The organism is Opitutus sp. sgz309028, from assembly GCF_059821195.1.
This window is the reverse complement of sequence record NZ_JCAMRR010000001.1, coordinates 1,027,476-1,046,843: the sequence shown is the minus strand read 5'-3', so window position 1 is coordinate 1,046,843 and position 19,368 is coordinate 1,027,476. Positions and strand designations below refer to the sequence as shown.

The window sequence follows — 19,368 nt, the reverse complement described above, 5'->3', positions numbered from 1 at the left end:
AAGAGCGAAAGCCGCGGGCGACGGCCGCCGGCGCGGATGATGCGCGCGGGCCCGGCTCGCCAGGCCTAGAACCAGCGTTTGCGTTTCAAATACACGACCATCAGCACGGTGGTGACGATCACGATGCCGACGGCCCACGGGTAGCCGTTTTCCAGCTCCTGGATGCCGTGAAAATTCATCCCATACCAGGTGCCGATCACCATGACGGGGATGGTGACCGCGGTGATGGCAGTGAGGAACTTGATCCCTTCGTTCGCTTCGAACGCGGCTTTGTTGAGATAAATATCGAACGCCATGAGCAGCCGCTCGTGGTAGCCGACCGCGGTGTCCTCGAGCCGGGCGAGGTTGTCGCGGAGATCGCGGAAATAGGGCAGCATCAGCGGCCGGATGAGCTTCGTATCCCCCCGGGCGATACGATCGATCAGTTCGCGCTGCGGGCGGACGATGCTGCGCAGGCGGGAGAAGTCGCTGCGAACCTGCAGGATCTCGTTCACGAACTTCGATCCGGAGTCCTTCGCGAGCACCGCCTCCTCGATCTCCTCCAGCTCGGCGCCGAGCTCGGCCATCGCGGGCTGATAATTGTCGACGAGAAAATCGAGCAGCGTGTGGGCGAGGCGGTCGGGGCCGCGCGCGATCACGCCGACGCTTTTGGTCACCCGATCGATGGTCGCCTGGACGGATTTCAGCGGCGTGCGGTGGAAGGTGACGAGGTATTCGCGGCCGAGAAAGAGATCCAGCTCGGTGCTGGCAAACTTCTCGGTCCGCGAAAAATCGACCGCGTGCGTGACCAAAAAGAGGTAGCTTTCGTAATCCTCGACCTTCGGCAGCGAGCTCGGGGTCATGCAGTCCTCGATCGCGAGCGGGTGAAACTGGAAAACGCCTTCGAGGATCGCTTTGATCTCCTCGTCGGTGGGCGTATCGAGATCGACCCAGACGATGAGGCCTTTGTCGGCGCAGACGAGACGCAGGGCGTCGAGCTCGAGATCGCGACCGACGAGCTTGCCGTCGCTGAAGACAAACGAGCGGATCATCGAGGTCGGAGCGCGGAGACGCGGGTTACGCGGGGCTGAGGAGCCTGGCCTCGGCGTCGACGACGCGGCGCACGAATTCTTCGGGGGTCGGTGCGGTGAGAAACGCTTCGCGATTCGCGGGATCCTTCAACAGCCGGCACAGCGTGCTGAGGACCTGCAGGTAATCGCCCGGGCGGGCTTTCGGCGTGCCGAGCATGAAGAGCACGTGCACGAGTTCGCCGCTGTCGAACGGGATGCCTTGCTCGGAACGGCCGATCGCGAGCACGATCTGTTTGACGTGGTCGGTGCGCGCGTGCGGAACGGCGAAACCGTGGCCGAGGCTGGTGGTGTCGAGACGGTCACGGGCCAGCAACTCCGCGTAAAACCCGTCAAAATTGATCACGTCCGGATGCGAGGAAAGCAGCTGCGCGACCTCGTTGAGGGCGGAGGTGCGTTTGTTGTTTTTTACCTGCAGGGAAATGCGGGTGGGATCGAGGAGTTGGGAAAGACGACCGGGCATGCGAATCGGACGGGAGATGCTCGTCCAGAGTGACGCCCGCACAAATTTCGTTGGCAAGCGTGGAGTCGGAGGTTTTCCGAAAATTCAGGCGTGCGCGTCGCAGTGCGCGGCGGGTGCGAGGAAATGAGATGGATCAGGCGCGCGGCTTCGGCTGCTCGATCGCGACGACGCGGCCGTCGCGGAAGATGATGCGGATGTGTTCTTCTTCGTGCTCGCTGTAGACGTCGGTGTAGATGGGTTCGTAGTAGACGAGGTAGCGCTTGCGCACCGGGTCGTAGACCAGGATGCGGCGGTAGCCCGAGTGGAAGTTGCCTTCGTATTCGCGGTGATAGGTGTTGTAGATCCACGTCATCTCGCGGCCCTGGCCGGTGTCGGACTCGCGGCGTTGATCGGGCCGCCCGAGCGCGATGTAGACCATGTCGGGCGTGTTCCCGAGTTCGATGACGCCGCGCCTCAGTTTCTCGCGCTCGTCCGGCGACAGCGATTCGAAGGTGGCCGCTTTTTCCTTGGAACGGCGGTCGAAGGTGTCGCAACCGGCGAGCAGCGTCGCGATCAGCAAAAGAGGAAGGAGAGTCAGGCGTTTCATGCAGTCGAGGACGAGGGAAGATGAACAGGGTTACCCGCTCCGCAAGTGGCCGATCCGTCTCAGCCCTGCAGGGTGAGCGAGAAATGGAAGGACGAAATCTTCATGCGCTTTCGCAAATAGAAGCGATGCGCGTCGACGCGCTGTGTGCCGGAATCGAGCGAAAAGGTATCGCAACCGCGCGAGCGCGCGTGCGCGACGAGCCAGTCGAAGAGGCGGTCGCCGAAGCCTTGCGAGCGCACCGCCGCGTCGGTCACGAGATCGTCGACGTAGCACGTGCGGCCGGAGAACAGCATCTCGAGAATGCGAAAACCCGCGACGCTGCGCACGACGTCGGAGTCATCGACGGCGAACGCGAGGTGGAAGTCGGCGGCTTGTTGACGGCGGATGCGGGCAACGAACTCGGTTTCCTGAAGATGCGGGCGAAGCTGGGATATCACCGGGAAACAGCGGGCGATGTCGGCGTCGGTTTCGGCGAGGGCGATGCGGGGCATGGCGTGAGCACATGCGACCGGGACCGCGCTTCAAGCTGCAACGGGCACCCGAAGCGGACAGCGCCTGCGACGGAGGGAAGGGGATTGTGCCGACGGGCGATTTCCTAAAACAAGAAAGCCTGCGACGTGAGTCGCAGGCTTCTTGGTTTGCGGTGTATGAAACCGAGCTGAAGCGGGAATGGTTCAGGCGGCGATCGCGACGGGCGCGAGTTGCTGCCGCCGCTGGCGCAGCCGGAAAGTTACGAGTCCGCCGACGAGAGCCGCGCCAAGGAAGGCGGCGACGGTGGAGGATTCGGGGACGAGTATGGGTTGGTCCCCGGGGACAACGCTGATCTGGGAAAACACAAAATCGGGACCTGCAATAGCGAATGCACCGCCGTGGGTGAAGGTGTCTGAGTAATTAACACCAAATCCTAAGTTGGTGGACCCGGTTTGATCCTGCAGCAGGAAGGCGTAGGTTTTTGATGGATCAGTAATATAGCCGTAAATGGAATCGACGAGCGGACCGGATAGCTTGGTGAAATCGAACTCTACAAAGTAATTTCGGAAGGCAGCATTCGTGATCGAAAGAGTGTTGGACCAAGACGCGTCGGTTGATGGGGCTACCTGAAACGGTTCGAAGTTCACCACGGTCTCAGCTTTCAGCCCTGAACCATCCCATTCGCCAAATCGGGCCTCAAGTTCAGTCAGCAACGATTGATTGCCGTTACCCGAGCCTGCGAAAAAGTTGAACGTCAGCGAAGTGACCGCAGAAATGTTGGTGAACTTCTGACTAGCAGTCCCAGCTAGGTCGGTGAAAGTAACTACGCTGCCGAAATATCCGGTCTGCGTCTCAGTTTGAAGAGTAGTAATCTGGGCCCAAGCCGCAGATGTAATTGCGACAAGTGTCGCGGAGACGAAGGAGAGAAAACGTGTGGCGGTTTTCATGTCTGGGGTAAATTACCTATGTTGCATAGGGTGAATTACAAGCTTGTTTTGGTGGAGACTAAGATTTCGCAGCGATAATGCGTCTCAATTCTCGCTCAATATCGACGGCAGGATTGGCGCTCCGGAGCACAGCAAGCGTTAACAGTTGCGCAGGTTGATCTTTCATTGCTTCAACGACTTCGCGCCATTGTCCCGCGAGCCATAGTGCGTGGGAAGTCGTATGCTCTTGTTGATTCATGAAGGTTCCACGCGTGGGGTCCCAGATGGTGAAGGCCACGACAATGTCCTCTCTGGATAGGCGGAAGTGATAGCGGTAGAAAGGTATGTAGCCTTTATCCCATTTGACGCGAATCGGTGGGAGGGCTGCTACGAGTTCAGCTCCGGCTGCGGGGAAACAAATCGTTGGGTTGTGAAGAAAAGGCAGTGATCGAGCGACTTGTCCGTGGCTCCATTCGAGGTAGTAGCTCCAAACTTTGTGCCCCTCTTCGTCGTGCCAGGTCCCGGCGCGGAATTCGTCAGGCCCAAGAAGTTCGCGCGCGGTCGCAGAGAGGGGGAGTGCGCGGAAGCTCCAATGGTTTTCCGGCAGCGTCACCGTCCACTGCGGTATCTCGGCGACCGCCCGCTTGCCGAGAAAGAACCAGAGCCGGTTGGCGGTTTCGTTGATCAGGAAAAATGCGGCGATCGCGGCGAACCACACCCCGGCCGCGGGTGCTACGGGCCCCGTCCGCGGCGCGGCGGTTTTCGTGACTGGCCAACGATAGCCACTCCATGCGGCGGCGAGCCAGCCGGTGAGCGCGAGGCTGACGCCCATCGCGATCCAGCCCGCGGGATCGTGCGCGCTTTCCACTGCCTCGGCCCCGGCGCTGGCGCGGAGCGACAGAAACACGACGCGCGCAAAATTCCCGAGTAGCGCGGCCGCGAGGCCGATCCCCAGCAGGCCAAGCCGACGGATGACGGAAAACCGATACCACTCGCCGAAAAAAAGCGCGATCATCGCGCAGGCTTGCAGCGAGCGAATCCCGCCGCAGGCGTCGTCGACGCCGACCCAGCCGTTGCCGATTCGCACGCTGGTGCCGAGCGCCAGTGCGGGCGTGCCGAGCAGGTTGCTGATTTCCGCGGCCAGCGACGCCCAGATCTGGCGCAGCGGAAGGATGATCGCGTTTTCCAACGCGCTCGGCACGGGCAGCGTGCTGACCAGCAGGATCAGCGGACCGGCGGTCCAGCGCACGCCGGCCCGGCCGGCGATGAGCCACGCGCCGGCCAGCGCGGTCAGGACGAGCAGCAGCAGATAGACGCCGAGTAACGAGGGCCAAAGCGGGAAGGGCGTGAGCAGCAGGCGCAGCGGCAGATGCGCGGCGACGAACATGGCACCCAAAAACCACCAGTGCGCGCCAAGGCGCGCGCGCGGCCGCGCCGCGGGCCGCTCGTCCCAGCGTTCCCAATACAAATACGCCATCAACACCGGCACGACCCACGCGTGGCCGAGATCCGGCGCGCTGCTCCAGGTGACGTGCAGCGGCAGCAGCCAGCTCAAGGTCAGCGCGGCCGCGGCGCACGCGACGAGAAGCCGGCGACCGGACGGAGCGACCGCTTCGCTCACAGGCTTTGCGCGAGGGGCGTTTCGGTTTCGGCGTTGCCCGGCTGGGCGGGTTTCACCGGCTTGCGGTTCAATTCTTCGCGAGCTCGCGTGAACAGATAATTTTCCTCCGGCAGAAAGGCCGTTCCCTCCGCACGTTTCACGGTTTCCTCGAGCTCGGGGCCTTTTTTGGCGAGGCCGTAAACGAACGCGAGATACGGCTGGCGCGGCGGGTATTCGCGATCGAGTGAGCTCATCTTTTCGGCCACCGCGAGCGCCTCGGCCGGCTTGCCCGCGAGGGCGAGCGCGAAGGCGTAGCCGGTCGCGTAGTTCGCGTTGGCCGGATCGCTCTCGTGGAGCTTGCGCATCGTGTCCTTCGCGGGATTCCAGTTGGAGTTCGGCTCCGCCAGCATCGTCAGCAACGCCCAGTCGTGCTGATAACGCGGGACCGTGCCATCGGCGCGGCGCAACACATCCATCACTTCGCGCATGCCCTTGGCGTCCTTCTTTTCGCGGTAGAAATTAAACAGCGCCTGGTGCGACCACGTCTGGTCTGGAAACGCGCGGGCGATCGACCAGAGAGTGCGTTCGGTTTCGTCGCTCCAGCGCCACACGACGGCGAGACGCTGCAGCACCCGCAAGGCGCCGAGATTGCCGGCGCACGATTCGAGCGTCATGTCCCACGTCTCGCGACGCAGCGAGGGTTTCGTCGGGCTGTTGACCGTGTGGGCCGCGAACGCGAGGCGAAGCGTGTCAGGCGAGATGGGGCCCCACGCGCCTTCGTTGAGGAGCGAAGCGAGGCGATCCCAATTTTCGAGTTGGGCGGCGACATCGGCTTCGACGTTCCTGACCTCCGGCGTCTGCCGCACGGCGGACGGAAGGCGGGCGAGCCAGTTATCCGCAATGGCGGCGCGGCTTTGAACCAGCAGCCATTGCACAAACTGCGTCGCGTCGGCGGCGGACTTGACGGCTTCCGGCGCGAGTTGGTCGAAGATGGTTTCAAAAGGCTTTTGGTCGACGAGCAGGTCGACGTTCGCCTTTTGGAGGCGGTCGGGAAACGTGACGCCGGGATCCGCGAGAATCTTCTGTTGGTGCTCCTTCAACCGGGCGTAGTCGCGCCGCTGCAGCGCGTCGCCCGCCAGCTCGCGTTGGATTTGCAGACCGAGCGCCGGCGTTTGACGGGCGAGCTCTTCCAGATCGCGGCGGGCCTGCGACCGGGTTTCCTCCTGTGGATGACGCAGCCAGAGCAAGGCCTGCGCGTGGCGCAGGGCGCGGTCGTCAGGCGATTGGGCGCGCAACTGGTCGAGCAGGTAGTCGGCGACGGGTGAGTTGTTCGTCGCGACCGCAAAGGCCAGTGCAGCGCGTAGCATCGGCAGTTCGCTGGCGACCGCCGGCGGGGTTGCACTGAGGGCGTCCTTGGCGGCGTTGAAGTCATTGAAACGCAGGCAGCAGAGGACCAGCCGCGCGGCGTCTTCGGACGAATGGGGCAGTCGCTGCACGACGGACCGGCGCAAGCGCATCGCCTGAGGTGAGTTCACCTGCTCGAGCATGTCCGCGGCGAGCCGGATCGTGTCCGGATCGCCAGGGATCGTCTTCAAGGCCACCTCGAGGGCGAGTTGGGCGTTCGCCGGATCGCGGGCGTCCATGAAGCGCTTCGCCTGCTCGAGTGCGCGTTGTTGTTTCCAGCGGAGATAGCGCGGATGAACGACGTCCCAGCTCATCCAGGCGCCGACGCCCAGTGCGCCCGCACCGATGAGCAGACCGATTTTCAACCAGCGCTTCGGCCGATTGTTTTCGCGACGCGATTGAAGAAGTTGCATGTGGAAAGGCCGGAGTCAGGGACGTCCGGGTGGGTTCAGCTAGTGTGAACACCCTATGTCTCAGGTCGAGCTGAAACCGGTATGCGCCTCGCGTTTCGCCCCGGCTGGCCGGCCCATGTGTGCCGCCGCTCAGCGGTTTCGCGGGCGATTTTTGTCGGTCGAGATGACGATCACGGCTCCGATAATGACGGCCGACGCGATCACCGTTCGGCCGGTGACGGGTTCGTGGAGAATCAACGCGCCGAGCGCGACGGCGACGATGGGGTTCACATAGGCGTAAGTCGCCACGCGCGCCGGCGTGCTGTGCTTGAGCAGCCACACGAAGGTCGAGAAGCCCACGATCGATCCGAAAAAGATCAGGTAAACGAAGGCCGTCCACGAGCGCGCGGAGAACGCGGTCACATCCACATGGGCAAAATCGCCATGCGCCCACGCCAACAGGCAGAGCGTGGCGCCGCCGGCGATCATCTGCAGCGAGGATGCGAGCATGGGATCCACGCCGTGCCTCGCATGGCGCGCGTAGATGGAACCCAACGCCCAGCTCGCGCATGCGGTCAGAATGGCTCCGACGCCCGCGAGATCGAAACCGGCGCCGCTGCCGGCGCGCCACGGCGCCGCCAGCCAGGCCACACCCGCAAATCCCAGGAGCAGCGCCCCGAACGTGATGGCGGACGGGCGCGTGCCGCCGGGCCACAACCATTCCGTGACCACAAAGAAAAGCGGCTGGGCGCCGATGATCAGCGCGGTGATGCCGGACGGCACGAACTGCTCGGCCCACACGACCAGGCCATTCCCGCCGAGCAGCAATAGAATGCCGATCACGAGATTCGGGCGCCATTGCTGGAGCGTCGGACGCGGCGCTCCGCGCCAGCGCGACCACGCGTAGAGCAACGCTCCGGCCGTGACGAACCGGACGCCGGCCATGAGAAATCCGGGCATCGTCTCGATCGCGACGCGGATCGCGAGATACGTGCTGCCCCAGATCACGTAGATGGAGGCGAACGCCAGCACGAGCGCCGAGCGCGCGGGAGCGGCGGGAGTGAGCGTCGCGGCGGGTGCCCCGCCGGAGAGGGATTTCATGCGCGTCGATACTCCAGGTAGCGCGCGGTCCGGTCTGCCGCTCCTTCGCCGAGCAGCCGTGCGACGAGGTGCAGCGAGCCATCGATGCCGGCGGAAATGCCCGCCGCGGTCACGATCCGGCCGTTGTCGACGAAACGTTCCGCTGCGGCGATCTCCGTCCGCGGCGCCACCTGGCGCAATTCGTCCAGGCATTCGTGATGCGTGGTGGCGCGCAAGCCATCGAGCAGTCCGGCCTGCGCGAGCACGAGTGCGCCCGTGCACACGCTGAACACCAGTTCGGCGCTGCGCGCTTTCGTTCGCAGCCATTCGTGCAGCGACGGCATGCGCAGCAGCGGCCGGATGCCGGCCCCGCCGGGAATCACCAGCACGTGCGGCGCCGGGCAATGCTCGAGCGTGAAATCGGGCACGAGCTTCAGGCCGTTGCGGGCGCGCACGGTGCCGGGTTTCAGCGCGCAGGTGAACGTGTGAAAAGCGGTGTGCCCCTCGAGTTCGTCCGTCACGGCGAACACCTCGAATGGCCCCGCGAAGTCGAGCACCTCGACGTCGTCGAAGATCAGAATGGCGACATTTCGTTTCATGGTGCGGGCGTTCACTGCTGGCGGGCGAGCTCGCCGACGGTGCGGACCGCACAGTCGATCTCGTCGCTCCACGGCAGGCCGCAATTCATCCGCAGGCAGTTCCGGTAACGGTCCTTAACCGAGAACAACGCGCCCGGGGCGGTGGCGATCCGGTGGCGAACGGCTTCGCGGTGAAGCTTGAGCGTGTCGACGCCCGGCGGCAGTTCCACCCACAGAATGAAGCCGCCCTGCGGCCGGCTGAGCCGCGTGCCTTCGGGAAAGTGGCGCAGCACCGCCTGCGAAAACAGGTGCAGCTGATTCTGGTAGGACCGGCGGATCGAGCGGAGGTGGTGGTCGTAGCCGCCGTTGCGCAGGAAGTCGGACACGGTCTTTTGCAGCACGACAGGCGTGCCGAGCGTATTCGTAAACTTGAGACGCTGCACGCGCTCGAGGTAGCGCCCCGGCGCGCACCAGCCGACGCGAAGCGCCGGGGCGAGGGTTTTGCTGAACGAACTGCAGAGCAGCACGCGTCCGTCGGTGTCCCAGGCCTTCAACGGCTTGGGCCGGCGTTCGCCGAAATGCAGATCGCCGTAGATGTCGTCCTCGATGGCGGGCACGTCGAATTCGCCCAGCAGCTGGTAAAGCTTCGCCTTCTTCTCGTCGGGCATGCAGGCGCCGATCGGATTCTGGAAACTCGGCATTATGATCAACGCCTTCACCGCGCATTCGGCGAGCGCGGCGCGGGTCGCGTCGAGACACAGGCCGGTGCGCGAGTCGGTGGGGATCTCGAGCACGCGCAGGTTGAGGCTCTGGATCGTTTCCAGAAATCCGAAATAGGCGGGGGTCTCGACCGCGACGGTGTCGCCAGGCTTGGTGATCGCGCGCAGCGAGAGGTTGATCGCCTCCGCGCAGCCGACGGTGACGACCAGTTCCTCGTGCGAGAGCGGCGCGCCGCATTGCAGATAACGGCGGGCGATCTCGCGCGCGAGCGGATCGTAGGCGAAGTTCATCGCATAACGACCGAGCATCGCGGAATCGTTGCGGCTCACCGCGCCGAGCAGGCGGGCGAGTTTCTTCGTGGGAAACAGCGAGTGGTGCGGAAACGCGGCGCCGAGCGGGACGTAGTCGGGATCGACCGCGAGGGTGAGAATCTCCGCGGTGAGATCGTTGATGCCGACGTAACTCGGCTTCGCCATCGGCCGCGCCATGCGCGGTTCGGGCGCGAGCGCGACAATCTGCGGGCGAACGTAGAAACCGGACTGCGGCCGAGCCTCAAGCACGCTGCGGTTTTCCAGCACGGTGTAGGCCTGGATCACGGTCGAGATGCTCACGTCGCGTTGCAGCGCCATGCGGCGGACCGAGGGCAGGCGGTGGCCGGGCCGGAGCGTGCCTTGTTCGACGAGTTCCTGGATCTCGCGCGCCAGCTCGAGATAGAGCGGGGCGCGTTCAGGCTTGTTGACGGTTTGGATCATGGCGGCGATCGGTGGAGCGCACACGGTAGCGGAGACGCGGCGGGCGCGGCAGGCGTAGCGACCGGCTTTTGGCATCAGCACAGTTTCACAGCGGGACCAGTGTGACCATGACAATTTGCGGGGGCGGAGAGTTTGACATCCCGTTGGGTGGCGGTGCCGTTGTCCGTCGCATGAGTGTCTCCGGCACCGAGTTTCTGGATAGAGTGGGCGCGATCCTGACGCGTTATTTTCGACAGAATGCATGGCCTGCGCCGGATCCGCGCGAGCTGGCGGGGGTGTGCGCGCGACTGCTGGAGTTGCTCCAGGCGCGCGGGTTGCCGCCGCCTTTGATCGAGGGAGAAACCGGTGCGCCGGGCGAGATGACGGCGGCCGAGGTGGCGCCGTTGGTCGATCAAGTGCTCGGGGACGCCGGCTCACGGGAACGCTGGCTCGAGCCGGTGCGGCAGCTCGTGAAGAGCTGCTTCCATCGCGAGTTCACGACCTGCCGCGAGTCTTATCGCGAGAAGTCTCCCGATGGCTCGTGTCGGCGGCAGCAGCTCGAACGTGTGCGGAGGCGGACGAGCGGATCGCATTGCGTGGACTGCCCGTATTGGACGTCCTTGGACGCGACGGCGCACGCGGCGCTGTTGCGCGCGTCGTGGTGCGAGGAGGAGGCGACGTTCGACGCGAATCGCGAGGTGTTTCTCCCGGAGGACTTTCGTGCTCTGCGGCGGTGGCTGCATGGGGCGGCGCGCACGGGCATCGCGTAAGGCGTCGGTGGGCGGACCGGTTGGCGCTTCGGCCCGCGGCCCCATGGCTGCGTCCCGTGGCGGTGATACGTTGTGCGGCATCGGCTCGGAAACGCAGCCGCAACGAGAACCCGAAAACAGGAGACATCATGAGACTCGCAGCAGAAAGAGAACTGGCGCACATCGGCGAGACGCACGGCGCGGCCGATCACGATCACGACATGGTCCACGAGCTGAGCAACCGCCTCGATGCGCTCTGGCGTTACGATCAATACATCGTGAATGCCGAGGGTGACGGGGAGCTGCAGAGCTTCTGGCGGGAAATGAAGGCGCAGGATCAGGAAAGCATCCAGCGACTGAAGGCGCTGATCGCCGAGCACTGCCGCAAGGAGTGCTTCTAGCGCCGGCGATCCGGCAGGTGCGGGCGCCGCGATCATGCCCGCGCGCGGGCGCGGCGTTTCGCGCTAAATTGTGAAGATTCCGCGACGATGTGAGCGGTGATTGTGTTCGGTCGGATTCACGCCAGCGTCGCGCGGCCGGTCGCCGTCGTTGCGAGCGTTTTTATCCGGACACGATGGCTTTTTCCCACGCTCTCTCTCGACAACCGGCATGCTTCGTGCAGAGTTGCTCACAAGATATCCACACACGATGGAAACTACCCGCGGGGCCCTCGCCCCGATTTCGCGGATCAAGGTAGCGGGCAAGGTGAAGACCTTCGTGCTCGACACGAACGTCCTGCTTCACGACCCCCAATCGATCTACAAGTTTGAGGACAACAACCTCGCGATCCCGGTCGAGGTCCTCGAAGAACTGGATTCGATCAAATCGGAGCAGTCCACCGAGCGCGGTCGCAACGCGCGGCGTGTGCACCGCATCCTGCAGGAGTTGTTGCCTGACTCGCGGTCGATGCACGAGGGCGTCGAACTGCCGAACGGCGGCACGCTGTCGATCATCATCAATCCATATCTGATGGAAGGCGGGCGCACCTCGCCGGCGATGATCCGGCTGCGGTCGATCCTGCCCGACCTGAGCAAGAAGGACAATCGCATCATCGCCGCCGCGCTCTTCGTGCAGGAGCAGTTTCCGCCGCCGACGATTCTCGTCACGAAAGATGTGAACGTGCAGCTCAAGGCGCGCGCCGTCGGGCTGGAGTCGGAGGATTATCTCAACGACAAGGTGCCCGAGCCGGTCGACGAGGCGAGCTACCGCGAGATTCCGCTCTCGATCTACGAGCTGCAGCGTTTCTGTTCTGAGGGTGAGTTCGAGCTTTCCGCCGCGGCGGCGAAACCGCTTTACCTCAACGAATACGTGCTCCTGCGCTCGAGCGAAGGGAAGACCATGCCGGCGCGGTTTTGCGGCGACGGCTGCGTGCGGCGGCTGAAGATTCCCGATTTCGTGAAGGCGCCCGGCGGCGTGCCGATCCGCGCCCGCAATCTCGAGCAGCAATTCTTTCTCGATGCGTTGCTCGACGACAGCGTGCACATCGTCACGTGCTTCGGCAAAGCCGGCACGGGCAAGACGCTGCTTTCGATCGCGGGCGCGCTGCACCAGACGCAGGACGAAAACTCACGCTACGACGGTGTTTCGATTTCCCGGCCCGTGATCGCGCTCGGCAAGGACATCGGTTTCCTGCCCGGCACGCTCGAGGAGAAGATGAAGCCGTGGCTGCAGCCGTATTACGATGCGCTCGAGGTGCTGCTGCCGTCGAAACCTCCGAAGGAACCGCAGTTCGCCGCTAAGAAGGTTTCAAAAAAGAAACACAAGAAGGGGGATCATCTCGTCGCCGCCATGACCGCGTATCCGCCGAGCCAGGCGACGCAAAACGGCGGGCATGGCAGCGGTAGCGCGGCGTTGGCCAAACCCTACGAGCGCCTGCTGCGCAACGGCCTCGTCGAGATCGAGGCGCTCGCCTTCATCCGCGGGCGTTCGATTCCGCGACGGTTCTTCATTCTCGATGAGGCGCAGCAGCTGACGCCGCACGAGGCGAAGACCGTGATCACGCGCATCTCGGAAGGTTCGAAGATCGTGCTCATCGGCGATCCGGCGCAGATCGACAATCCGTATGTGGATTCCCGCAGCAACGGCCTCGTGTATTGTCACAACCGCATGAAAGGCCAGGCGATCGCCGCGCACGTGAAACTCACGAAAGGCGAGCGCTCGAAACTCGCGGAGCTCGCCGCAGATCTGCTCTAGACGTCTCGGCGTTACCTTATCGGCGTGTGGCGGCGCTGGCGTGCACTCACACCGAAACGGCACAGAAAAAGGCGGGTCTTTCGACCCGCCTTTTGTGTGCAGAAAAAAGAAGGCGTCGCTCAGGCCTGCGCACGCGCAAGCAGGCTCGGCTGCGCGTGACGCAGCGCGCGATATTCCATCACGAGCGCAAAGATGCCGGTGAAGAACAGATCGCTCACGAGGGAGTTGCGGAAAAAGAAGAGCGTCGGCGGGAACTGCGGATGACCGACCGTCATCGCCTGCCACCAGCCGGCGGCGGTCTTCGCGTAGGCGAGGTCATACCACCACGCGTGCGAATTCGTCACCAAGTAGAAGATCACGGCGCCCGCGAGCGTGCCGGAGAACAGGTTCAGCCAGCTCTTGCGGTGCGAAACCATCCAGCCGAAGAAAATCGCGAGAACGAAGCAAAGCGCGCGGATGCCCGCCGCTCCCCACGTCCAGATGTAGCCGAACTGCGTGGCGTAGTAATGATCCAGATAGAGATCCGACAACGTCAGCGCGGCGAGAGGGATCAGCCACAAACGCGGATTCCGGAAATAAACTCCGCCGCAAAACGCGAGCGCCATCAGCGGCGCAAAGTTGGCAAGCGAGGGCTCCCAGGCGGCGGCGATTCGCCAGCCGGCAGCAACCAGGATCAGGACAGCAGCGAGGATCATAAGAGGGATTCGGTAATGGCCGGGAACGGCGAAAGTGACAAGTGTGGTTTGGAACTTCGGGAAATCCTGTAGGCCGCTGCATGCGGGGAATAAGTGTCCGCCCGAAATCGCGTTTCCTTCCGGTTTGCAGCCACTACGAAAACGACGACGCAGCGAAACACCGGAGCCCGAGGCGCCCCATTATGCAGGCGGAGCGGACGGGCCGGGCTCGTTCTCGGCTTCCCGCGCCATGAGCCACAGCAGATCGGCGACGCGATTGGCGAACTGCAGCACGAGCGGACGCACGTTTCGGCCTTGCCGCGGCAGGTGCACGAGGACGCGCTCCGCGCGGCGGACGACGGTGCGCGCCACATCCAGCGCGGCCGCGGGTAGGGTGGCGCCGGGCGTGGCCCAGCCGTCGAAGCGGATCTGTTTCGCCTCGAGCGCGGCAATCTGCGCGTCGACGCGGGCGAGCGCCGCCGGTTCGAGTTTTTGGAATTTCGACGCGAGATAACGCTCCGCATCGCTCTCGGCGCACACGAGTTCGCCCATGAGCGCAACGAGATCGCGTTGAATCGCTTCGAGCGCGGCGTGGCGCTCGCCGGCCGGTTGCACGGATTTCGCGAAACCGAGCGCGGCATTGACTTCGTCGAACACGCCCACGGCTTCGATCTGCGGATGATCCTTCGGCACGCGTTGGCCGAAGAGCAGCGCGGTCGTGCCGTCGTCGCCTCTGCGCGTCGTGATCGAATGCGCCATGGTCAGGCGATTTTTCGCGCGACCTGTTGGGCGCGCAGGCACAGCTCCGCGGCCTTGAAGGCGTGCGCCTGCGTCATCGCCTTTTCGGTGCGATGGAGGCAGTCGAGGATCAGCTCGCCGAAGAAACGAAAACCGACCTTCCCCGTCAGCTCGAGGTGATGTTCCCCGCGATCGTCGACGAGATAGAGCTGATCGCCGCGGCGATCGCGGGCGACGTCGATGTATTTGCGCATCTCGATGTAGCCATTGGTGCCGAGGATCACGGTGCGGCCATCGCCCCAGGTGCCGAGACCGTCCGGCGTGAACCAGTCCACGCGCACGTAGTTGGAGGCCTTGTTGTCGCCGAGCAGCGTGGCCTCGCCGAAATCCTCGAATTCGGGTTTGTCGGGATTCGCGAAATTTCCCACCGCGGCGTGCGTGACGGTCGCGTCGGTGGCGCCGCTGTAGAACAGGAATTGTTCGAACTGATGGCTGCCGATGTCGCAAAGGATGCCGCCGTATTTCTCGCGTTCGAAGAACCAGGCGGGGCGGCTCGGTTTGTTGAGCCGGTGCGGTCCGAGTCCGAGCACCTGCAGCACGCGGCCGATCGCGCCGCCATGCACGAGATCGCCGGCGTGCATCGCGGCTTCGACGTGAAGCCGCTCGCTGTAATAAACCATGTATTTGCGACCGGTCCGCGCGGTCGCGGCGCGCGCGGCTTCGAGTTGGTCGAGCTGCGTGAACGGCGTCTTGTCCGTGAAGTAGTCCTTGCCCGCGTCCATCACGCGCAGGCCGATGGGGCCGCGCTCGTTGGGAATGGCCGCAGCGGCGACGAGCTTGATGGCGGGATCGTCGAGGATTTCGTCGAACGAACGCGCGACCTTCACCTGCGGATACTTGGCGCGAAACGCCGCGACCTTCTGCGGATCGGCGTCGTAAACCCAGCGCAGTTCGGCGCCGGCCTCGACCAGGCCGTTGCATTGGCCGTAGATGTGGCCGTGTTCGAGAAACGCGGCGGCGATCGGAAATTCACCGGCTGCGACTACCGGACGCGGCGCGCCTTGGGGCGCGTAGTTCATGCCATCGGACGAGGAGTTCATAGGCGGACGACGAGCTGAGAAAGTTGGAAATGCGGCGAAACAAAGATCCCGGGGCGAGGATCATAGGCCGCGCTCTGAATGCCCCTCGCTTTTATCCCGCTCAATTTTGCCCGTGGCGAGCGTCAACCTCGGCGGGCTCAGGCTTCGGCGGTCTCGCGCGTGGTCCGCGCGAGCGCCTTGATGTCGGCATCGATCCGGGAGCGCACCTTTTTCTCCATGCGGTCGATGAAGAGGATGCCGTTGAGATGATCGACCTCGTGCTGGATGCAGCGGGCCAGCAGGCCGTCGCAACGCAGCGTGTGCGGGACGCCCTGCTGGTCCTGGAAAGTGGCGACGATCGCGTCGGGCCGGATGACATCGCCCCGGATGTTCGGAAACGACAGGCAGCCTTCCTCGACGATGTATTCGTCGGTGCCGCGCACGAATTTGATCTGCGGGTTCGCGAGCGCGAGTGGCATGAACAAATCCAGCGGCGGCTTGGCGCCATCGAGTTCCCACGTGAAATCGAGGTCGGCGCGGCGCAGGTCGATCACGCAAAGCTGGAGCGCACGGCCGATTTGCTGGGCGGCGAGACCGATTCCGCCGGCGGCGTGCATCGTTTCCACCATCTCGGCGGCGAGCGTCGCGAGAGCGTTGTCGAAGCTCGTGATCGGCTCTCCCTTCTTCCTCAGGATGGGGTCGTTGTAGTGAACAATTGGCAGGGACATCGGTCGGTTAGCAGCAGCGTGGTTTTGTCATATAGCTCTGCAAACCAATACTACGATCGATGAGCGCCACAACCGCGTCTCCCGGAAAACCGCTGTTCGCGCCGCTCCTGGTTTTGATCGGGTTGGCGATCGCGCTGGCGGCTTGGACGGTGCCGGTGAACCTGAAATCGGTGAGCCCGGCGCTGTTGCGCGAGGCCGGGCGTCAGACGCCTTCGCTCTCGGTCTTCGGCGGGCAGCTCGTGACGGCCGAGAAGATCGGGCCGGCGGCGCTGGTGCTCGACGCCGCGCGCGCGGTCGACGATCCCGGCGCAGGCGCCCTGGAGGCGGAGCTGCAACAGCTCGCGGCGCAACAACCCGAGATGGTGGCGTGGGGCGGTTGGGATCCGTTTCTCGATCCGCTCTTCAAGCAGCGCGAGCAAAAGGCCACGGCGGAGAGCACGCCGGTGCTGAACTTCATCGTCGCAGAGGCGGCACGGCAGTCGTTGCGCAATTATCTTTCGAACTCGCGTTCGTTCGGCGTGCAATCGCTGCTGCGACTCCGGGCACTGACCGACACGGGTCGCTTTGTTCCCGCCGCGCAGCCGGGCGGACAGCCGCTCGACGCCTTGATCTTGCTGACCGCGCTGCTGTATCAGGGCGAACACCTCTCGCCGGCGCTGCAGCGCGAGATTCGCACCGGTGCCGATCTCGCCAACGCGCAAGGCCGCCTCGGAGAGCTCGAGGCGTTTTTCCTCGACCTCCTGTCGCTGGGCCGGCGGCTCGACTGGATGCAGCTGACCGAGCTGCTGCGCCGGACCGAGAGCGAAAAGACGGTCGGCGAATATGCGCACCTGGCGCGAGTCGCGCCCGAACAGTTTCCGCTGATCTATGTCGCCGCCCTGTTTTCCGAATCGGCCGACCGGGTCGCGAGTTATCTCCTGCAATACGGCAGCACCGGCCTCGACGATTTGAAAGTGGCGCTGGCGGAAGGACAGGGCGCGGTTCGCCAGCTGATGCTGCGGCAGGTGCCGGTGAACCGCTCGCTCGAAGCCGGTCTCGGCACCGCCGCTTCGCTGGTGCTGCTGCATCCGAAGGCGATGCTGGTGTTGAAGTATTTCGCCTACCTGCTCGGCGCCTTTCTGGTGTTTCGCGGTCTGGACGCGTGGATCATTCCTTCCGGCAGCAGCGGCGGTCTCGGGCTGCCGCGGATGAAAAGCGGACTGCTGGCCACTTTGTTCGCGGCGCTGCTGGTGATCGCGACGGAACCGTTTTTGTTGAAGGCGGCACCGCCTTCGGAATATCGCGCGCGACTCGTGTTGCCCGCGCTTGTCACTACCGCCACCAACCCCGCTCCGTCCTCCCACGACACGATCAAGACCATGGACTCCACCACGATTCTCTCGATTGGCTTCTTCGCCGCGCTCCAAGTCGCGATGTATTTCACCTGTCTGCTCAAGATCCGCGACGTCGCCCGCTCGCCCGTCACACCGCTCGTGAAACTGCGGCTGATGGAAAACGAGGAAAACCTCTTCGACGGCGGCCTCTACGTCGGCATCGGCGGCACCGCGGCCGCCCTGGTGCTGCAGGTGCTCGGCGTGATCGAACCCAACCTGCTCGCGGCCTATTCCTCGAATCTCTTCGGCATCACCTGCGTGGCCATCGTGAAGATCCGCCACGTGCGGCCCTACAAACGCCAGCTGATCCTCGACAGCCAGACCGTCACGCCCACTTTCGGCGCGCCTGGCGTCACGGGCGGCAAGAGCGGAATCGCAACCGCCACGCCATGAATCGCACGCTCCTCCTGATCCTCTGCGATTTTCTGCTGCTGAATCTGCTGGCGCTCACGCGCTGGGAGAAGGCGGAGCCGTCTCCGGTGAAACAGCCGCCCGTCCCGGAAATGGGTGCCAACGCCGTCACAAAAGACCACGATCTGGTCGAAACGATGAAGCTTTCGCTCGAGGACGAGCGTGCCGCGCGCGAGCAGCTCGCGCAGAAACTGGCCGGGCTCGAATCCAATCTCAGCACGCGCGAACAAAACCTCGCGAAACTCGAGGCCGAGCGCGCCCAGCTCGCGACCAATCTCACGAGCGTGCAAACGGCCGCCGAGCAGCTGAAGCAGCAGGTGGCGGAGGCGACGCAAAACGCGACGATGACGCAGGAGGAACTGGCGCGGCTGCAACGGGAGCTCGAGGAGCGTCGCGCCGAGGCCGAGCGCCAGCAGCAGGCGCTCGCCAGCGCCGAAAAGGCGCAGGCCGAAGCCCGCGAACGCATCCAGCAGCTCAACGTCGCCGTCGGCGTCGCGCAGCGCGAAAAGGAAATTCTCCGTGAAACCGCCGAGACGCTGCGCACGCAGGTCGTGGCCGAGCGTGAGGAACGCCTGAAGGTGCAGGAGGCCACGACGCAGCTCGCGCAGGGCGTCGGGCAGCTTGCGGAAAGCTCCGGCGCGCTGACGAAGGAGATCCGGGAAAACCGGCCCATCAACGCGAACGTGCTCTTCAGCGAGTTTCTCGAAAACCGCATCACGACAAACTTTACCGCCGTGCGAGCGGGTCTCTTCGGTCCGGCCACGCGCGAGAGTTCGGCGGCGACGCTCCTCGTCACCGACGGCGCCAAGACCTACGCGCTGCTGCATATTTCCGACACGCCGTTTCCGCTCACGGAAAACAGCTTCGACTGGCAGAAGCTCTCCGTGGAATTCGTCCGCAACCATCAACGGATCCCGGTCGGCGAACTGCAGTTCCTCTCCGTCGATCCGCGGTTGGTCGCGATCCCGGTGAGCGAGGACCAGGTGAAGGCGCTCGGCGCCAAGGTGTATCCAACCGCCTTGGACCCGTTCAAGTTTCCCGAGGCCGTGCTCGTGAACGGCGGCGGGCGGGGTTACGGCGAGGTGGGGTTCAAGCTCGACGCGTCCCAGCCCGGCTACGTGCGCGTCGACAATCGCTTTTTCAAGCGCCTCTTCGGCGACTTCGCTCCGTCGCGCGGCGATCTGGTTTTCAGCAAGACCGGCGAAATCCTCGGGATCATGGTGAACAGCGACTACTGCGCCGTGGTGAACAATTTCCTGCCGGCACGGCGCCTCCCGACCGGCGACGACATCAGCGCGCAAAAATCGAGTTCCGTGCTGAATGAGCTGGGCGCGCGCATCCGCTCCCTGCCGCTGAAGCTGCAGTAAGTCGCGTTCCGCGAATCCCGGATTGCGGCGCCGCCGCG

Annotated in this window: 19 protein-coding genes; 5 read left to right on the top strand and 14 right to left on the bottom strand. The window is 64.2% G+C overall.

Features of this window, described 5'->3' with window-relative positions:
* Nucleotides 1-65: 65 nt before the first annotated feature.
* The 10 genes from AC6RV7_RS03915 to AC6RV7_RS03870 form a co-directional block, all read right to left on the bottom strand.
* On the bottom strand, nt 66-1,031 hold the full coding sequence (locus tag AC6RV7_RS03915) for a magnesium transporter CorA family protein (RefSeq protein ID WP_500092598.1): 966 nt from the start codon (nt 1,029-1,031) through the stop codon (nt 66-68).
* Between the two features lie 25 nt (nt 1,032-1,056).
* On the bottom strand, nt 1,057-1,530 hold the full coding sequence (locus tag AC6RV7_RS03910) for a PTS sugar transporter subunit IIA (protein WP_500092597.1): 474 nt from the start codon (nt 1,528-1,530) through the stop codon (nt 1,057-1,059).
* Nucleotides 1,531-1,663: 133 nt separating this feature from the next.
* A complete protein-coding gene (locus tag AC6RV7_RS03905; protein WP_500092596.1) occupies nt 1,664-2,116 on the bottom strand; it encodes a hypothetical protein in 453 nt (150 codons plus the stop codon).
* Nucleotides 2,117-2,175: 59 nt separating this feature from the next.
* Nucleotides 2,176-2,607 (bottom strand): GNAT family N-acetyltransferase, encoded by a 432-nt coding sequence (locus AC6RV7_RS03900; protein ID WP_500092595.1) that lies wholly within the window; start codon nt 2,605-2,607, stop codon nt 2,176-2,178.
* Between the two features lie 183 nt (nt 2,608-2,790).
* Nucleotides 2,791-3,534 (bottom strand): PEP-CTERM sorting domain-containing protein, encoded by a 744-nt coding sequence (locus AC6RV7_RS03895; RefSeq protein ID WP_500092594.1) that lies wholly within the window; start codon nt 3,532-3,534, stop codon nt 2,791-2,793.
* A 58-nt stretch (nt 3,535-3,592) separates the two neighbouring features.
* A complete protein-coding gene (locus AC6RV7_RS03890; protein ID WP_500092593.1) occupies nt 3,593-5,134 on the bottom strand; it encodes an exosortase/archaeosortase family protein in 1,542 nt (513 codons plus the stop codon).
* Nucleotides 5,131-6,930 (bottom strand): tetratricopeptide repeat protein, encoded by a 1,800-nt coding sequence (locus tag AC6RV7_RS03885; RefSeq protein WP_500092592.1) that lies wholly within the window; start codon nt 6,928-6,930, stop codon nt 5,131-5,133. The genes AC6RV7_RS03890 and AC6RV7_RS03885 overlap by 4 nt, the downstream gene beginning before the upstream one ends.
* A 129-nt stretch (nt 6,931-7,059) precedes the next feature.
* A complete protein-coding gene (locus AC6RV7_RS03880; RefSeq protein ID WP_500092591.1) occupies nt 7,060-8,010 on the bottom strand; it encodes an EamA family transporter in 951 nt (316 codons plus the stop codon).
* The gene (locus AC6RV7_RS03875) at nt 8,007-8,588 is read right to left on the bottom strand and encodes a DJ-1/PfpI family protein (protein WP_500092590.1); all 582 of its coding nucleotides are present in this window, start codon (nt 8,586-8,588) and stop codon (nt 8,007-8,009) included. Before AC6RV7_RS03875 ends, AC6RV7_RS03880 begins: the two co-directional genes overlap by 4 nt.
* 11 nt (nt 8,589-8,599) lie before the next feature.
* Nucleotides 8,600-10,039, bottom strand: coding sequence for an aminotransferase-like domain-containing protein (locus AC6RV7_RS03870; protein ID WP_500092589.1), 1,440 nt, complete (start codon nt 10,037-10,039; stop codon nt 8,600-8,602).
* A gap of 170 nt (nt 10,040-10,209) precedes the next feature.
* Between AC6RV7_RS03870 and AC6RV7_RS03865 the strand changes: the two genes are divergently transcribed.
* The 3 genes from AC6RV7_RS03865 to AC6RV7_RS03855 all read left to right on the top strand — a co-directional run bounded on the left by AC6RV7_RS03865 (nt 10,210) and on the right by AC6RV7_RS03855 (nt 12,960).
* Entirely contained in the window at nt 10,210-10,788 is a 579-nt protein-coding gene (locus AC6RV7_RS03865; RefSeq protein ID WP_500092588.1) for a hypothetical protein, read from the top strand.
* Nucleotides 10,789-10,916: 128 nt separating this feature from the next.
* Nucleotides 10,917-11,168 (top strand): hypothetical protein, encoded by a 252-nt coding sequence (locus AC6RV7_RS03860; protein WP_500092587.1) that lies wholly within the window; start codon nt 10,917-10,919, stop codon nt 11,166-11,168.
* 247 nt (nt 11,169-11,415) lie between these two features.
* Entirely contained in the window at nt 11,416-12,960 is a 1,545-nt protein-coding gene (locus tag AC6RV7_RS03855; RefSeq protein ID WP_500092586.1) for a PhoH family protein, read from the top strand.
* Between the two features lie 119 nt (nt 12,961-13,079).
* On the opposite strand, the gene AC6RV7_RS03850 is transcribed toward AC6RV7_RS03855, so the two are convergent.
* The 4 genes from AC6RV7_RS03850 to def form a co-directional block, all read right to left on the bottom strand.
* The gene (locus tag AC6RV7_RS03850) at nt 13,080-13,655 is read right to left on the bottom strand and encodes a DUF6580 family putative transport protein (protein ID WP_500092585.1); all 576 of its coding nucleotides are present in this window, start codon (nt 13,653-13,655) and stop codon (nt 13,080-13,082) included.
* Nucleotides 13,656-13,835: 180 nt separating this feature from the next.
* Entirely contained in the window at nt 13,836-14,393 is a 558-nt protein-coding gene (locus AC6RV7_RS03845) for a cob(I)yrinic acid a,c-diamide adenosyltransferase (protein WP_500092584.1), read from the bottom strand.
* Between the two features lie 2 nt (nt 14,394-14,395).
* Nucleotides 14,396-15,472, bottom strand: coding sequence for a Gfo/Idh/MocA family protein (locus AC6RV7_RS03840; RefSeq protein ID WP_500092583.1), 1,077 nt, complete (start codon nt 15,470-15,472; stop codon nt 14,396-14,398).
* 137 nt (nt 15,473-15,609) lie between these two features.
* Nucleotides 15,610-16,179 carry a peptide deformylase gene (gene def / locus AC6RV7_RS03835; protein ID WP_500092582.1) on the bottom strand — a complete coding sequence of 190 codons (570 nt, stop codon included), beginning with the start codon at nt 16,177-16,179 and terminating at the stop codon, nt 15,610-15,612.
* A 59-nt stretch (nt 16,180-16,238) separates the two neighbouring features.
* Here def and AC6RV7_RS03830 point away from each other — a divergent pair, with 59 nt between their 5' ends.
* The gene (locus tag AC6RV7_RS03830) at nt 16,239-17,945 is read left to right on the top strand and encodes a hypothetical protein (protein WP_500092581.1); all 1,707 of its coding nucleotides are present in this window, start codon (nt 16,239-16,241) and stop codon (nt 17,943-17,945) included.
* Nucleotides 17,942-19,330, top strand: a complete 1,389-nt coding sequence (locus AC6RV7_RS03825) for a hypothetical protein (protein ID WP_500092580.1) — start codon at nt 17,942-17,944, stop codon at nt 19,328-19,330. Before AC6RV7_RS03830 ends, AC6RV7_RS03825 begins: the two co-directional genes overlap by 4 nt.
* Nucleotides 19,331-19,368 lie beyond the last annotated feature (38 nt).

Bases quoted from the DNA above. Each gene is read 5' to 3' on its own strand.
- AC6RV7_RS03850 (WP_500092585.1), bottom strand. From the start codon at position 13,655: ATGATCCTCGCTGCTGTCCTGATCCTGGTTGCTGCCGGCTGGCGAATC.
- AC6RV7_RS03865 (WP_500092588.1), top strand. From the start codon at position 10,210: ATGAGTGTCTCCGGCACCGAGTTTCTGGATAGAGTGGGCGCGATCCTG.
- AC6RV7_RS03845 (WP_500092584.1), bottom strand. From the start codon at position 14,393: ATGGCGCATTCGATCACGACGCGCAGAGGCGACGACGGCACGACCGCG.
- AC6RV7_RS03855 (WP_500092586.1), top strand. From the start codon at position 11,416: ATGGAAACTACCCGCGGGGCCCTCGCCCCGATTTCGCGGATCAAGGTA.
- AC6RV7_RS03910 (WP_500092597.1), bottom strand. From the start codon at position 1,530: ATGCCCGGTCGTCTTTCCCAACTCCTCGATCCCACCCGCATTTCCCTG.
- AC6RV7_RS03880 (WP_500092591.1), bottom strand. From the start codon at position 8,010: ATGAAATCCCTCTCCGGCGGGGCACCCGCCGCGACGCTCACTCCCGCC.
- AC6RV7_RS03900 (WP_500092595.1), bottom strand. From the start codon at position 2,607: ATGCCCCGCATCGCCCTCGCCGAAACCGACGCCGACATCGCCCGCTGT.
- AC6RV7_RS03905 (WP_500092596.1), bottom strand. From the start codon at position 2,116: ATGAAACGCCTGACTCTCCTTCCTCTTTTGCTGATCGCGACGCTGCTC.
- AC6RV7_RS03830 (WP_500092581.1), top strand. From the start codon at position 16,239: ATGAGCGCCACAACCGCGTCTCCCGGAAAACCGCTGTTCGCGCCGCTC.
- def (WP_500092582.1), bottom strand. From the start codon at position 16,179: ATGTCCCTGCCAATTGTTCACTACAACGACCCCATCCTGAGGAAGAAG.
- AC6RV7_RS03840 (WP_500092583.1), bottom strand. From the start codon at position 15,472: ATGAACTCCTCGTCCGATGGCATGAACTACGCGCCCCAAGGCGCGCCG.
- AC6RV7_RS03885 (WP_500092592.1), bottom strand. From the start codon at position 6,930: ATGCAACTTCTTCAATCGCGTCGCGAAAACAATCGGCCGAAGCGCTGG.
- AC6RV7_RS03825 (WP_500092580.1), top strand. From the start codon at position 17,942: ATGAATCGCACGCTCCTCCTGATCCTCTGCGATTTTCTGCTGCTGAAT.
- AC6RV7_RS03875 (WP_500092590.1), bottom strand. From the start codon at position 8,588: ATGAAACGAAATGTCGCCATTCTGATCTTCGACGACGTCGAGGTGCTC.
- AC6RV7_RS03895 (WP_500092594.1), bottom strand. From the start codon at position 3,534: ATGAAAACCGCCACACGTTTTCTCTCCTTCGTCTCCGCGACACTTGTC.
- AC6RV7_RS03870 (WP_500092589.1), bottom strand. From the start codon at position 10,039: ATGATCCAAACCGTCAACAAGCCTGAACGCGCCCCGCTCTATCTCGAG.
- AC6RV7_RS03860 (WP_500092587.1), top strand. From the start codon at position 10,917: ATGAGACTCGCAGCAGAAAGAGAACTGGCGCACATCGGCGAGACGCAC.
- AC6RV7_RS03915 (WP_500092598.1), bottom strand. From the start codon at position 1,031: ATGATCCGCTCGTTTGTCTTCAGCGACGGCAAGCTCGTCGGTCGCGAT.